Origin of the sequence: Mesobacillus jeotgali (genome assembly GCF_002874535.1) — a bacterium.
Lineage (GTDB): Bacteria > Bacillota > Bacilli > Bacillales > Cytobacillaceae > Mesobacillus > Mesobacillus jeotgali.
Window position 1 is genome coordinate 701,735 of record NZ_CP025025.1, and the last position, 12,094, is coordinate 713,828.

17 protein-coding genes are annotated in these 12,094 nt (G+C 41.5%); 11 read left to right on the forward strand and 6 right to left on the reverse strand.

Features of this window, described 5'->3' with window-relative positions; genetic code table 11:
- The first annotated feature begins 15 nt into the window (after nt 1–15).
- From CD004_RS03395 to CD004_RS03420, 6 genes are all read left to right on the forward strand, one after another.
- Nucleotides 16–408, forward strand: a complete 393-nt coding sequence (locus CD004_RS03395; protein WP_102261487.1) for a sporulation protein — start codon at nt 16–18, stop codon at nt 406–408.
- A 69-nt stretch (nt 409–477) separates the two neighbouring features.
- Nucleotides 478–1,092, forward strand: a complete 615-nt coding sequence (locus tag CD004_RS03400) for a protein kinase family protein (RefSeq protein ID WP_102264974.1) — start codon at nt 478–480, stop codon at nt 1,090–1,092.
- 231 nt (nt 1,093–1,323) lie between these two features.
- Complete coding sequence (locus tag CD004_RS03405) at nt 1,324–2,172, forward strand: STAS domain-containing protein (RefSeq protein WP_102261488.1); 849 nt, start codon at nt 1,324–1,326, stop codon at nt 2,170–2,172.
- Nucleotides 2,173–2,278: 106 nt separating this feature from the next.
- Entirely contained in the window at nt 2,279–2,809 is a 531-nt protein-coding gene (locus CD004_RS03410; RefSeq protein WP_102261489.1) for an AAA family ATPase, read from the forward strand.
- A complete protein-coding gene (locus tag CD004_RS03415) occupies nt 2,802–3,254 on the forward strand; it encodes a GNAT family N-acetyltransferase (protein ID WP_102261490.1) in 453 nt (150 codons plus the stop codon). Before CD004_RS03410 ends, CD004_RS03415 begins: the two co-directional genes overlap by 8 nt.
- Before the next feature lie 155 nt (nt 3,255–3,409).
- Nucleotides 3,410–4,069: a DsbA family oxidoreductase gene (locus CD004_RS03420; protein ID WP_267892366.1), complete on the forward strand. Its 660-nt coding sequence runs from the start codon at nt 3,410–3,412 to the stop codon at nt 4,067–4,069.
- 27 nt (nt 4,070–4,096) lie between these two features.
- Here the strand turns inward: CD004_RS03420 and CD004_RS03425 are convergent, their stop codons facing one another.
- Nucleotides 4,097–4,723, reverse strand: coding sequence for a nitroreductase family protein (locus tag CD004_RS03425; protein WP_102261492.1), 627 nt, complete (start codon nt 4,721–4,723; stop codon nt 4,097–4,099).
- A 225-nt stretch (nt 4,724–4,948) separates the two neighbouring features.
- Nucleotides 4,949–5,671, reverse strand: coding sequence for a DUF3784 domain-containing protein (locus CD004_RS03430; protein WP_102261493.1), 723 nt, complete (start codon nt 5,669–5,671; stop codon nt 4,949–4,951).
- A gap of 148 nt (nt 5,672–5,819) precedes the next feature.
- Between CD004_RS03430 and pnuC the strand changes: the two genes are divergently transcribed.
- Together pnuC and nadR are read left to right on the forward strand one after the other, a co-directional pair.
- A complete protein-coding gene (gene pnuC / locus CD004_RS03435) occupies nt 5,820–6,524 on the forward strand; it encodes a nicotinamide riboside transporter PnuC (protein ID WP_102261494.1) in 705 nt (234 codons plus the stop codon).
- On the forward strand, nt 6,521–7,552 hold the full coding sequence (gene nadR, locus CD004_RS03440) for a multifunctional transcriptional regulator/nicotinamide-nucleotide adenylyltransferase/ribosylnicotinamide kinase NadR (protein ID WP_102261495.1): 1,032 nt from the start codon (nt 6,521–6,523) through the stop codon (nt 7,550–7,552). Before pnuC ends, nadR begins: the two co-directional genes overlap by 4 nt.
- Nucleotides 7,553–7,916: 364 nt before the next feature.
- Here nadR and CD004_RS03445 read toward each other — a convergent pair whose 3' ends face one another.
- On the reverse strand, nt 7,917–9,122 hold the full coding sequence (locus CD004_RS03445; protein WP_102261496.1) for an MFS transporter: 1,206 nt from the start codon (nt 9,120–9,122) through the stop codon (nt 7,917–7,919).
- A 288-nt stretch (nt 9,123–9,410) separates the two neighbouring features.
- On the opposite strand from CD004_RS03445, the gene CD004_RS03450 reads away from it, so the two are divergent.
- The 3 genes from CD004_RS03450 (at nt 9,411) to CD004_RS03455 (ending at nt 10,889) form a co-directional block, all read left to right on the forward strand.
- Complete coding sequence (locus CD004_RS03450; RefSeq protein ID WP_102261497.1) at nt 9,411–10,028, forward strand: cell wall hydrolase; 618 nt, start codon at nt 9,411–9,413, stop codon at nt 10,026–10,028.
- A gap of 189 nt (nt 10,029–10,217) precedes the next feature.
- A complete protein-coding gene (locus CD004_RS24405) occupies nt 10,218–10,346 on the forward strand; it encodes a hypothetical protein (protein WP_264188275.1) in 129 nt (42 codons plus the stop codon).
- Between the two features lie 24 nt (nt 10,347–10,370).
- The gene (locus tag CD004_RS03455) at nt 10,371–10,889 is read left to right on the forward strand and encodes a GNAT family N-acetyltransferase (protein ID WP_102261498.1); all 519 of its coding nucleotides are present in this window, start codon (nt 10,371–10,373) and stop codon (nt 10,887–10,889) included.
- Nucleotides 10,890–10,940: 51 nt separating this feature from the next.
- Here the strand turns inward: CD004_RS03455 and CD004_RS03460 are convergent, their stop codons facing one another.
- The 3 genes from CD004_RS03460 to CD004_RS03470 are packed head-to-tail and all read right to left on the reverse strand — an operon-like array spanning nt 10,941 to nt 11,997.
- On the reverse strand, nt 10,941–11,231 hold the full coding sequence (locus tag CD004_RS03460; RefSeq protein WP_102261499.1) for a hypothetical protein: 291 nt from the start codon (nt 11,229–11,231) through the stop codon (nt 10,941–10,943).
- Nucleotides 11,232–11,236: 5 nt separating this feature from the next.
- Complete coding sequence (locus CD004_RS03465) at nt 11,237–11,620, reverse strand: SHOCT-like domain-containing protein (RefSeq protein WP_102261500.1); 384 nt, start codon at nt 11,618–11,620, stop codon at nt 11,237–11,239.
- 11 nt (nt 11,621–11,631) lie between these two features.
- The gene (locus tag CD004_RS03470; protein ID WP_102261501.1) at nt 11,632–11,997 is read right to left on the reverse strand and encodes a DUF2089 domain-containing protein; all 366 of its coding nucleotides are present in this window, start codon (nt 11,995–11,997) and stop codon (nt 11,632–11,634) included.
- Nucleotides 11,998–12,094 lie beyond the last annotated feature (97 nt).

Sequence of the window (12,094 nt, forward strand, 5' to 3'; positions counted from 1 at the left end):
AGACGGAGGAACAGGATGTTACTACGGAAGTATATGTCTTTGCTAGGGGTAGGCTCCGCCCAGATCGATCTGATTTTGGAGAAGGATGTTTTAATCCCTGGTGATCCGGTGAATGGGAAGTTTTTGATTAAGGGCGGGACGGTTGACCAGGACCTCCAGCTCATAGAGTGTGCCCTTGTCATGGTTAATTTGAAGACAGAAGCAGAAACCGTACTGGATAAGGTATTATTCGATGTACAGTTGAGGATTCAGCCAGATGGGGACGATATGGTGCCGTTCAGCTTTCTGCTGCCGCTGGATGTCCCTCCTTCAAGCAAGGATATCTCTTATCATTTTAAAACAAAGCTGGTCTTTAAACAGGGAGTTGAAAGCTGGGACGAAGACATGATCAAGGTGGTGAAAGGCTGAACTGTGGAATCTGTGCGTATGGAAAAAACTGTCCCCGCCTTTCTGGACCACGGTGAGAGGAGCGGAAAAATGAATCACTATAAACATCTTGCAGATAGTGTAGTTTATTCAACCCGAGGATTAAAAGCAGCTTTGATTCATAAAGCTCCATCACTAAAGCTGATTGGAGAGGGAAGAAGTGCGTTCGCGTTCCGAATTAACGGTACAAATCTTGTTTTAAAGGTATTTTTTCCGCAATTCGAGAAGGTGGCAGAAGAAGAGGCGGGGATTTATAAGGAGCTTGCCGGAAATCCATTCTTCCCTACTCTTCATGAGGCGGGAAGCAATTATCTGGTCATGGATTATGTTCGGGGCATGACGCTATATCAATGTTTGGTAAATGGCATGCCGATTGCCGCCGGCTATATTGATGAGGTCGATCATGCTCTTAAGCTTGTAAGAGAAAAAGGCCTGAACCCGTCTGATATACATCTGCGCAATATCATTATCACTCCTGAGGATGAAGTCAAGCTTATAGATGTGGCTCGATTCCGACAGGCGAAGCAATGTTCTCAGTGGGAAGACCTAAAAAGCGCTTTTTATAAATATTACAGGCATGAACGCTTCCCGAAAAAAATGCCAGAGCCTGCGATGAATTTAATTGCATACTTTTATAAAAAAGGACTGTTGCCATCAATTAACTAATCTTGAATGGCAGCAGTCCTTGTTTGTACATAATTTTTCCAGATTGAAAGCTATATGTGGCGAAAAAAACTGAGTTACTCGTCTCGGAAATCAGATTCGGTGAACGTTCATAAGTGCAAAAACTTGTCCTGAATTCTGAACCTGCGTTATGATGGATTATAACAGTGTATTTTGGAATATAATTCGTAGGACTATATATAAAATTGTCATTGAACACATGGAGGAATCTACATGACCACAGAACTTCAAGCATTAGGAGAAGCAATTGTCAGCAGGAAGCATGAAATCGCCAAAGCTGTCCACGAAGGCAGGTATTCTGAATCCGTTTTAACAGAAGCCCAGAAGTATGACCTTGGTAAAATTGAACAGCAAATCCTTGAGATCCGGGCGGACTTCATTGGATTATTCGGTGAAGCATTGATTGAGCATCAAGACCAGGAGAAGGCATTTGCTAATATTACAAACTGGGGTAAAGAAACTGGTGAATACATCTATAAGCTGGGTGCATCTCTTGATGAAGCACTTAAAGATACAAGCTTTTACCGTGAGCATATTTGGAAAGCAATCAAAGAAGAAGCAAAGGATATGCCTGCTTCTGTCATCTTTGGTGTTTTGGATATTATAGATCCATTGATGGACCATGCTATCTACAGCTTCAGCCTTACGTTCGTAGACGCGCACCAAAAGAGCCTTGAAAACGCAAAAACTGCATTGCTGGAACTGTCAGTACCAGTCGTTCCGTTAATGCCGGGAGTTGGAGTATTGCCTCTTGTTGGAAACGTAGATACTGAAAGGGCTCAGCTGTTGATGGAAGAAACACTGGACCAGGCTGTAAAACTCAAGCTTACTCACCTTATCTTTGATGTGTCCGGAGTCATGATCGTTGATACGATGGTTGCGGACCAGTTGTTCAAGGTAATCAGCGCTCTATCACTAGTTGGGGTAAAGACCATCATGACTGGCATCCGTCCAGAGGTTGCCCATACTATGGTGACGCTTGGACTCAACCTCGAAGGAATAATGGTTAAATCAAATCTTCATCAGGCATTCAAAGAGATTCAGACTCTGCAAAATGCATAAATTCGAAAAAGCTGTTCAGGCAGCTTTTTTATTTTGCGAAAAAAGAGGAATTAACATGAAAACAGAGAATTTGAAGTTTAACCTATAGACAAAGTGATGATGTATTATGACAAAAATTAAACCTGATAAAATCCATATCATTGGTTCTGTCGGAAGCGGGAAGACAACCCTGGCCAGAAGTCTGTCTGCCAGATTCAAATTACCACACCATGAGCTTGACAATGTTGTCTGGAAAAGAACCGATACGAGTGATATTAGGCGGAGTGAAAAGGAACGAAATGAATATTTGAAGTCAATCGTTAAAGCGGATTCCTGGATTATCGAGGGTGTCCATTATGAATGGGTTGCGCAGAGCTTTGAAAAAGCAGATATGATCATTTTCTTGGACCTATCCTATCGAAAAAGAAAATACAGGATCATTAGAAGATTTATTCTGCAAAAACTTGGAGTTGAAAAGGCTAATTACGCTCCAACTCTAAAAATATTCAGGAAGATGTTTGTTTGGAACAGGTATTTTGAGGAGAAGAGCAGACAGGAAATCCTGACTATTCTTGGCGTCCATCAGAATAAACTGTTCATTGTAAAAGATTCTAGAGAGATTGAGAAACTATATTTTTGGAGGCAAGATCATGACTGAACTGACTATACGAACTGCTGAAGAGCGGGATATTCCAAAGTTATACCATTTAATGACCCAATATATTGTTGATTTTTACAAGAAGCCAGAACCAAATGAAGCAGAATTGAAAAATTTGATTCAACACTTGCAGTATCATCCTGACTCGGGTTTGCAATTTGTGGCCGAAAAAGAAGGCGAAATCGTGGGATTCGCAACCCTGTATTTTACTTTCAGTACTCTCCAGGTAAAACGAGCGGCAATTCTAAATGATTTATTCGTTTCTGCCGATGCAAGAGGCTATAGGGCTGGCGAGCAGCTGTTTAAGAAATGCCTCTCACATATCAGGGAGAATAACTTTGCCTATATGACCTGGGAAACAGCCAAGGATAACTATATTGCTCAAAGTCTTTACAATAAAATGGGTGGAAAACAATCAGACTGGCTGGTTTATGAAATAGAATAGATAGGCAATGTCATCATTGATGAGCCTATACCCTTCGAGTCGAATCTCGTGTATTTTACAAGATTAACACCTATACTATAGGGGGAAATAACGAAATGGAGGGATCCATAATGCAAATTGAAATGTGGACTGACTTTGCTTGACCGTTCTGCTATATTGGCAAAAGGCGTCTGGATGACGCTATTAAACAGATTGATCACCCGATTGAAGTGACGTATCGATGCTTCGAGCTTGATCCCAACATGGGACGGGACATCGAATATAACATATATGAAGCTTTAGCGAAGAAATATGGGATGAGCATTGCCCAGGCGAAAGCCAGCACAGCTAATATGGTGCAAATGGCCAGGGAAGCCGGCCTGGAATATAATATGGACACACTTATTTTAACCAACACATTTGATGCTCACCGTTTGACGATGTTTGCAAAAAAGCATGGGTTAATGGCAGAGATGACCGAAAGAATTTTGCGTGCCTATTTTACCGAATCGAAACATATTGGGGACCATGGAACATTGACGGAATTGGCTGTAGAAGTTGGCCTTGACCGTGAAGCAGTAGAAAAAATGCTTGCCAGCGATGATATGGCCGATGAAGTCAGTACTGATGAAAGCACTGGCCAGCAATATGGTATCACAGGTGTGCCATTCTTCCTGATCGATAAGAAGTATGCCATTACGGGTGCACAGCCGACTGATGTTATCGTCCAATCATTGAAAAAAGTCATTGCCGAAAATCGAATCACCGTTTTGAACAATGATGATGGAATGATTTGTGATGACGATGGTTGTGAAATTCCTAATAAAAAGAACTAGTCCTCGGACTAGTTCTTTTTCATGTTCTTATATAAAATCCACTATTTCCTCGACCGGAACGCGGGTCGTTGGATGGCCAGGAGCAGCAGCCTTTCCGATAGGCAGCAGCAGGACAGGCATATAGCGTCCATCAATGTTGAATTTTTCAATGAATTGCTGTTTGTTGAACCCGCCCATTGGAACAGTATCATAACCCCGGGCTCTGGCAATCAGCATGAGCTGCATGGAGATAAGGCCAGCATCGAAGGAGGCGATGTTCTCCCTGATCCCAACAGGTGCAGAAGAGTATAATTTATTGGTGTTCTCAATCATTTTGTTCATTATTGGTTCATCCATGTATCCAGCTTCGAAAGAACTGCGGTATACTTTTTCGCCATTACGATACATTTCCTTGTCGCCCAGGATCGCAATAACCGCTGAAGAAGTTTCAACCTGCTCCTGATTGTTGGCGATCATTCTTAGTTCTTGTTTTGTTTCCTCGTCCTGGATGACGAGGAACTTCCATGGCTGGAGATTGCTTGAAGAAGGTGCCAGGGTTGCCTCTTTTAAAATATCTAAAATCTCTTCTTGTGAGATTTTGACGGTAGGGTCATATTTTCTGACAGAACGGCGTTCGCGGATGACCGTGGCAAGGCTTGTCTCAGGTGTGTTCATATCTAATCCTCCAAAGTTGTAGTTACTTTTAGTAAGCAATATTCAGGTTACTATTAGTAAGTGTTGGAGTCAAACAAGTTAACTTGAATTCATCATTCCAATAAATGGACTTTCTATCGCAGGCGTTGTTTCCCATCGGAAGGTTGTATTGTATTTGTTGGGAATCCCGCAATCCTCATCAGAGAGTTTAGATATAAAAAAGGGTGCCCGTTTTTCACGGGGCACCTACCTGGTTCTTTTGGAGAGAATATCATACCATTCTGCGGTTTCATCTGGATTCTTACTGTTGATGAATATCTTGTCATTGTCCGTTTCGATGAATAGATATGGTTGAGAACCTTTGTGGATGAAAAGCAGGCTGCTTCCGTAATCTTCTACCTTGAAAAAGCCCTTTGCCATCGTTGCAAGACCGAACCCATTTTGTTTCCATGTCACTTCTGGCATTTCCTCAAGAAGTTCTACATGGCGAATATCTGCGTAGTCCCACACTTCGCCATACATGCCTGTAATTTCGAAAGAATCACCATGGTCCTTCAGTTCAAAGTCCTTATAGCCTACAAAGGTAAGTCCCACTATAAACCCAATAGTTCCAATGGCGAGAAGGGAACTGAAGATATAACTCCGCTTGCGTTTCTCTTTTATTTCATATTTGGAAAGGTAAATCAGACCCCCGAGAAGGAATACCATCATGAAACCAAACTGGACTTCGAGGGAAAATTGAAAAGAAGTGAAACTTAAAGGCAGCAAAAGGGCCATCCCGGCTGCAGTAGCCAGCATCAGCTTCCCGACTCTTTGTGGATAGCCATTCTTGATTAATTGCTGCTGCTCATCCTTTGGTTTGCCATTGAAATTAGAAATAAGCCAGTACCATTCCTTTTTCACGATCGCCCAGCCGAAGATGAAAAACAAACAAATCAGGAAAAGCTGAATCCCTAATAAAAACCACATTCTTATCACCTCTAAAAGGAATCATTATATTTTTTATACGGTTTGCCTGCAAAGTTAGTTTCATATATATCAATAAAGAAGGAAAAACAATCAATCATGTGGAATTGGAAATGGAAAACAAAGTTAATTACAACTTGGAGTGGTATGAATGAAATTTATAAAGGATTGGACGACTTTTGAAAAGAGTTGGCTGCTGATATTCACAGCGGTCAATATTTACCTGTTTTTCGCCTGGGAGGATTCGTTCTTAGGGCTGGTTTCTTCTATTACGGGAATGCTGTGCGTGGTACTCGTAGCAAAGGGGAAAATATCAAACTATTATTTCGGAATCATCCAGACTTCAACATATGCCTATATCGCTTATACATATGGGCTGTATGGAGAGGCGATGCTAAACGGATTGTTTTATTTCCCGGTTCAGTTCATTGGAATTTATATGTGGAGAAAGAATCAAATCACGGATAGTGAAAGTGTCAAAGGTGAGGATATACCAGTTCAGCGCCTTACGAAGCAAGGGTGGGTCAAACTTCTTGCTATCGTAGCCGTATCAATTGTCGTATATGGCTTCTTCCTTAAATTTCTTGGGGGCAAGAGCGTCTGGATCGACTCGGCTACAAATATTCTTTCTATTTCTGCCCAAATTCTAATGCTTAAGCGTTTCGCTGAGCAATGGGCCCTATGGATTTCCGTTAATGTACTGTCAATCTTCCTTTGGATTGGAGCATTGGTATCTACTGGAGGAAATGATATCTCGATGCTTGTCATGTGGTCAGCGTTCCTGGTGAACTCCATTTATGGCTATATTAACTGGACGAAAATGGCCAACCGCCAGGATTTGGAGGCAGCAGCATGACACTTGGAAAAGTAGGGATGTACGGGGGCAAATTTGTTCCCGTACATCTTGGCCATGTGTATGCGATGATCCGAGCCAGTACGATGGTCGACGAACTTCATGTTATTGTTTCGTTTGATACTGAATATGAGAAGAAAGTGATTTTTAAAGATGCCATGATCCCCTATATTCCATTTAGACAGCGCCTAAGATGGTGGATGCAGCTTGCGAAGGAACTGCCACATGTCCATGTCCATGCTATTGAAGAAATTCAGACAGGCAGTTTTTCAGATTGGGAAAAAGGAGCAGAGGCAATCAAAAAAGCCGTAGGTAAGGAAATTGATGTTGTATTCAGTTCAGAACATCGTTATAGCGAATATTTTGATGTCTTATATCCAAATGCGAAACATGTGGTAATAGACGCAGGAAGGGAGAAATATCCGATTTCCGCGACTGAGATCCGAACGGAAGGTGCTTTTAAGCATTGGAACATCCTGCCCAAGGTTGTTCAGCCCTTTTTTGTAAAAAAAGTCGTCATTGTGGGGACAGAAAGCTGCGGAAAATCCACACTCGTCCGTAACCTGGCAGCCTTATATAACACTACATACGTAGAAGAGATTGGACGAGCCTACTATGAGAGGCTTGGAGACTGTGAAAATATTACTTTGTCCACAGACTTTCCCGAAATTGCAATCGAGCATAAATACCAAGAAAAGCAACAGGTGAATAAGGCGAATAAAGTTTTGTTCATTGATACAGAGGCGACGGTTACCCAATATTTCTCAAAGCTCTATGTGGATGAACACCAGCCAGTTTTGGATTCACTTGCTGCCAATCAAAACTATGACTTATGGCTATTCCTTGAACCGGATGTTAAATGGGTAGATGATGGTACTAGAAGCTTTGGAGAGCAAACCGTTCGCAATGCAAACAATGAATCTCTGAAAAAATTATTGAATGATCGCGGAGTAGCTTATGAGGTAATCAGTGGGGATTACGAAGACAGATTAAACAAAGCTATTGAACTTGTAGATGATCTCTTATCATAAGAAAGCTCTGCATTGCCCATAATTAATTGATACTAAAAGGGGAAAAAGTGAAATCCAGCAACCCCCTTAAATCAAACGAGGCATCATCCAAATCTGGATGATGCCTGATTCTTTTTCCTATCGTAAAAATCCAACACAAACGCAATGAAGAAGGCGATAACCGCCAACAACAACAGAACTGAACTTACAACTGCAGTCATCAGCCAACCATACCCAAGCAAGGCAGCAATTCAGCCAATGCATCCGAGTACAAATAGAAACAAGGCCACATAATATTTAAACTTTTTTTCTGCGAGGATAATAAACGTTGCCCCCGTAAAATGTAAACAGATCAATAACGATATTCCTCTTCCTTTGCCGATAGTTATAATGTTTTTTGCCCGGTTTCTGAAATCACTCGTAAATTACGGGACCTGACAAAGAAAATGACTGTCATTATTATTGACAAGGCACCGAACATGACGCTCATATTTTGGAGTCCGACTGCATCGAGAAGGAATCCGGTCATTAACAGGACAACCTGGAAGAAGACGCGGTCCATCATATTCCGGAACGAGAAGAAACGTCCATGAAAGTCTTTGGGCACTCTGGTTTGGAAAATCGTAGCGGCTGTCGGGAAGAAGCAGCCTACTGAAAATCCGAACAGCAAAAAGGCGATGATCGTCAGGACTGGCTGATTGGCAAAATAGAGCATAAGCTGGGAGAAGCCGATCAGCATCGAGCTAGCGAACAAGATTTTATATGGTGAAAATTTATAGCTGATGCGTTTGATCAAAAACGCGCCGCTCATGAAGGCGAGACCTTCGGCAGTATAAATCCAGCCTTTGATGGCAGTACTGTCCTGCAGCTCACTTATATTGATGACAACCAGGTTGAAGCCTCCCAGGAATATAAGCGGAATCAATGTCAAAATCAAGGTCATCATTACAATCGGCAGCTTGACGATGATAGGGAACACGTCTTTGAATCCTTGTTTTTGCTGACCATCTTTGACTGCAGAAGCCTTTTTGTTTTCATCAAACTGTAAGAACCAGGTCAGTCCGAACAGGATGGTGTAGGCCGCCATCGAAAGGAGATACACAGCATTCAAAGGGATGGCCACAAGCAAAATTCCTGCAGCGGCAGTCCCGATAATCCGCGACAACGTGGACACATTCATATGGACTCCATTCAGCTGCAATAAGTCCTTCTCACTAACGACAAGCGGAATTGCTGCCTGGAGTGCCGGAAAGTAGAAAGCGGCAGATATTTGCAATAACACAAGGAAGACAAGCATCCACCATACTGAACTGGTTTGAATGGCAATCAGCATAAAAACGACACTGATTATTCGTACGAAACCAGAAATCAGCATGACAGTCTTTTTGCTGTATTGGTCTGTCAATCTTCCTGCAAGAGGTCCAACTGCGATCCCAGCCAGTAATCCAGCTGCAAGCAGCAACGATTTTAAAAAGTCAGAAGGAATATGTTCCTGCATAAACTCAAGATTTCCAATGATTCCAAGCCATAGTCCTAACCCGGCAATAAACTCGCCGGTCAATAAAATCCAGACATTTTTATTTCTCCACATATCCTTGCCTCTCGGTTTCGATTTTTTTTACTTCTCCATAATTATCCGATAATTATAAACCTTCGTAAAGCTAAATATTTTTACAGTATATTCTAATAACGTTAAGAAGATGAAAAAAGATACGTGACTATGAAATTTGTACCATTGACCATTTCCATTCTTTTGTACGAGTTTTTACATTTTCATAACAGGGAACTGTATATGGATATGAAAAAGGAGGTGCATTTGGTTAGTCCACTGGAAATGATTATACATACAAGTTAAAAGGAAATGGGAGTGAAGAGTTTGATGAAGTACATAAAGAGCCTGGCAGGGGCAATTGTCATTTGTACTATTCTTGGTTTTGGGCAGCCAGGAGCTCAGGCAGCGAGCATTGGAATGGGGTCAGTTGGGTCAGATGTTACATATGTTCAATCTATTTTGAAAAAGCTCGGCTATTTTAATACGACAACAACTGGCTACTATGGTCCAATCACTACAGCAGCAGTGAAGCAGTTTCAAAGGGATTTTGGCCTTGAACCGATTGGAGGCGTTGGTCCGAAGACATCCAGGCTTATTCAGGAAATCGAGATGATGGCTCATGTGGTATATGGGGAATCCCGGGGAGAGAGTTACCAGGGACAGGTCGCAGTGGCATCGGTGATTTTAAATAGGGCAGATTCTGATGACTTTCCTGACACAGTACAAGATGTCATCTTTCAAAGAAATGCTTTTACAGCAGTAAATGATGGCCAGTTTAATCTTTCGCCGACCGCTACAGCGTACCTTGCAGTAAAGGATGCATTGCTCGGCTGGGATCCTTCTTATGGGTCGGTTTATTACTACAATCCAAAGCTAGCCACTGATCAATGGATTTTTACGAGAACCGTGACCAAACAGATAGGCAATCACTACTTTGCATATTAATGTCACATCTAGCATCGGTTTCTTTAGAAACCGGTGCTTTTTATGCATTCAGAGGTAAAAAAAGGCACAGAATACTGTTAAGTAGGGCGACTCGATTTGGCTGCTCGGATTGTGCAAAACAGAATAGCTATTCTACAGTAGAATTAAGCGAGGATGGGATGGGAGTATTTCAATTTAGGAGGAATAGGAATGAAAAAGAAGGAGAACCAATTCAAATTAAGCTATGAATCCGACGGGAAAATGGATGATAGGAAAAATGAAGAAAAGAAGAAGAACAAAAGTGCAAACTTTTTTAACATAACGCCTGACAGCGAATAAAGTGCGGTGAAGGAGTAATAAATTATGGCTGCAGAACAAATTGAGCGTGCAACCGAAGAGGATTTACCTGTCATCGGCGAGATGTTTGCGGAATGCAAAGAGTATCTTGAGTCGAGAGGCATCTTGCAATGGGATGAAAAATACCCCAATCATGAGTATTTCGAAAATGCGATGCAGGGTGAAGAGCTGTTTGTATTGAAAAAAGGCAAGGACACAATTGGTGTGATGGTCCTCGATGAGTGGCAGGCTCCTGAATGGGAGAATGCGAACTGGTCTAAAACAGAAGGAAAGCCGCTGATTCTCCACTCGTTTTGTGTCGACCCATCTGCTCAGGGTGGGGGGTATGGCAGCAAGATGCTGCAATTTGCCGAGGACTTTGCGAAGGATCACGGATATGGTGTGCTCCGGTTAGATACTTACTCCGGAAATGAGGGGGCTGTCTCCTTTTATGAAAAAAGGGGTTATAAGATTACCGGAAGAGTTATGATGAATGGAAAGCCAGAAGGACATGAATTATATGTTTGCTTCGAAAAATTGTTCTGATATAGAAAGAAACCCTGTCTTCGTTTCAAATGGAGTCAGGGTTTCTTTCTTTCATAGCTTCACAATGACCTCTGTACCATCATGCAATCTCACATCAACAAGCAAAGTTCCTTTGTGCTTGCCCAGTTCGTGGATGATTTCATTCATTAGCTGTTTGTTTAGTAAAGTATCGAAAAGCCAGGGAGGGACATGTTTATGCTCAAGATCTTGATTCGCCCATTTGTGCATCTGGTTCCGAAATTTTTTAGATGTAAGAATGGAGTTGGCAGCTTTTAAGATTGTGTAAGGGACTGGGAGGGAGAATGCGATCTTATTAGATGTTTTGATTTTTATTTTCATCATATGCTTTACTCAATGGCGACTTTAACGGTATCACCGTTTGCTGATTGGATATCAACGATATTCCCATCCAGCTCATTTTCGATTGCCTCGATCAGCATGTTGATATCGAGATCCTTGACGTATTGCTGGGATTGAGGGATGCCAGCAGCGATGCTGTGACCGGTTTTGAGAAGGGCTTTTACGAGCTTGATCGGCACATTGACGTTCACATTGTCATTTTCACTGGATACAACACGGATTTTTAATGTTTTCTCTAAGTATTTATTTTGTTTTTTAGGAAAAACAGGAGTTTCTTTTTCTTGAAGTACAGCAATCAGCTGGGCACCTTTATCGGAATCGATTTTTCCTTCTTGTACCATCGTTAAAATTCTTGAAATTTCTTCACTCATCAAAATTCCTCCTATTCACCTTTTAAAAGTTTGATGGCATCTTCTGGAGATATTTCACCCTTCTCCAGCATCGCAACGATTTTCTTTTCATCCAGCTCATTTTTCTTTTGAGTGTCATATCCAAGGGCAGTGATAATATCGTTAAGCTTTCCCCGGACAGTCGGATAGGAAATTCCGAGCTCCTTTTCCACTTCTTTAATATTTCCGCGGGATACAAGGAAGATTTCGACGAAGTGAAGCTGTTCCTTTGTTAAAGAAGCAAGCCTTGAAAGTTCAAATTCGTTTTCAATGGTTGTATCACAGTGATTGCATTTTAGCTTGGTAATTTTAAGGGTTTGGCTGCAAACAGGACAATTTGTTAGTACAGGATAAGCCATAACTGCCTCCTTTCAGTGTGTTTAGGTATATATTATACATTCGTATTAAAAATGTAAATATTTATTTTAAAAATAATTAATTTATTTAATTTTATTT

What these genes read in the sequence shown, in the direction of transcription:
- CD004_RS03425 (WP_102261492.1), bottom strand. Translation starts at nt 4,723, where the DNA reads ATGAACACACCTGAGACAAGCCTTGCCACGGTCATCCGCGAACGCCGT.
- CD004_RS03445 (WP_102261496.1), bottom strand. Translation starts at nt 9,122, where the DNA reads ATGTGGAGAAATAAAAATGTCTGGATTTTATTGACCGGCGAGTTTATT.
- CD004_RS03405 (WP_102261488.1), top strand. Translation starts at nt 1,324, where the DNA reads ATGACCACAGAACTTCAAGCATTAGGAGAAGCAATTGTCAGCAGGAAG.
- CD004_RS03455 (WP_102261498.1), top strand. Translation starts at nt 10,371, where the DNA reads ATGGCTGCAGAACAAATTGAGCGTGCAACCGAAGAGGATTTACCTGTC.
- CD004_RS24405 (WP_264188275.1), top strand. Translation starts at nt 10,218, where the DNA reads ATGAAAAAGAAGGAGAACCAATTCAAATTAAGCTATGAATCCGACGGG.
- CD004_RS03460 (WP_102261499.1), bottom strand. Translation starts at nt 11,231, where the DNA reads ATGATGAAAATAAAAATCAAAACATCTAATAAGATCGCATTCTCCCTC.
- pnuC (WP_102261494.1), top strand. Translation starts at nt 5,820, where the DNA reads ATGAAATTTATAAAGGATTGGACGACTTTTGAAAAGAGTTGGCTGCTG.
- CD004_RS03470 (WP_102261501.1), bottom strand. Translation starts at nt 11,997, where the DNA reads ATGGCTTATCCTGTACTAACAAATTGTCCTGTTTGCAGCCAAACCCTT.
- CD004_RS03430 (WP_102261493.1), bottom strand. Translation starts at nt 5,671, where the DNA reads ATGTGGTTTTTATTAGGGATTCAGCTTTTCCTGATTTGTTTGTTTTTC.
- nadR (WP_102261495.1), top strand. Translation starts at nt 6,521, where the DNA reads ATGACACTTGGAAAAGTAGGGATGTACGGGGGCAAATTTGTTCCCGTA.
- CD004_RS03400 (WP_102264974.1), top strand. Translation starts at nt 478, where the DNA reads ATGAATCACTATAAACATCTTGCAGATAGTGTAGTTTATTCAACCCGA.
- CD004_RS03450 (WP_102261497.1), top strand. Translation starts at nt 9,411, where the DNA reads ATGAAGTACATAAAGAGCCTGGCAGGGGCAATTGTCATTTGTACTATT.
- CD004_RS03410 (WP_102261489.1), top strand. Translation starts at nt 2,279, where the DNA reads ATGACAAAAATTAAACCTGATAAAATCCATATCATTGGTTCTGTCGGA.
- CD004_RS03465 (WP_102261500.1), bottom strand. Translation starts at nt 11,620, where the DNA reads ATGAGTGAAGAAATTTCAAGAATTTTAACGATGGTACAAGAAGGAAAA.
- CD004_RS03395 (WP_102261487.1), top strand. Translation starts at nt 16, where the DNA reads ATGTTACTACGGAAGTATATGTCTTTGCTAGGGGTAGGCTCCGCCCAG.
- CD004_RS03415 (WP_102261490.1), top strand. Translation starts at nt 2,802, where the DNA reads ATGACTGAACTGACTATACGAACTGCTGAAGAGCGGGATATTCCAAAG.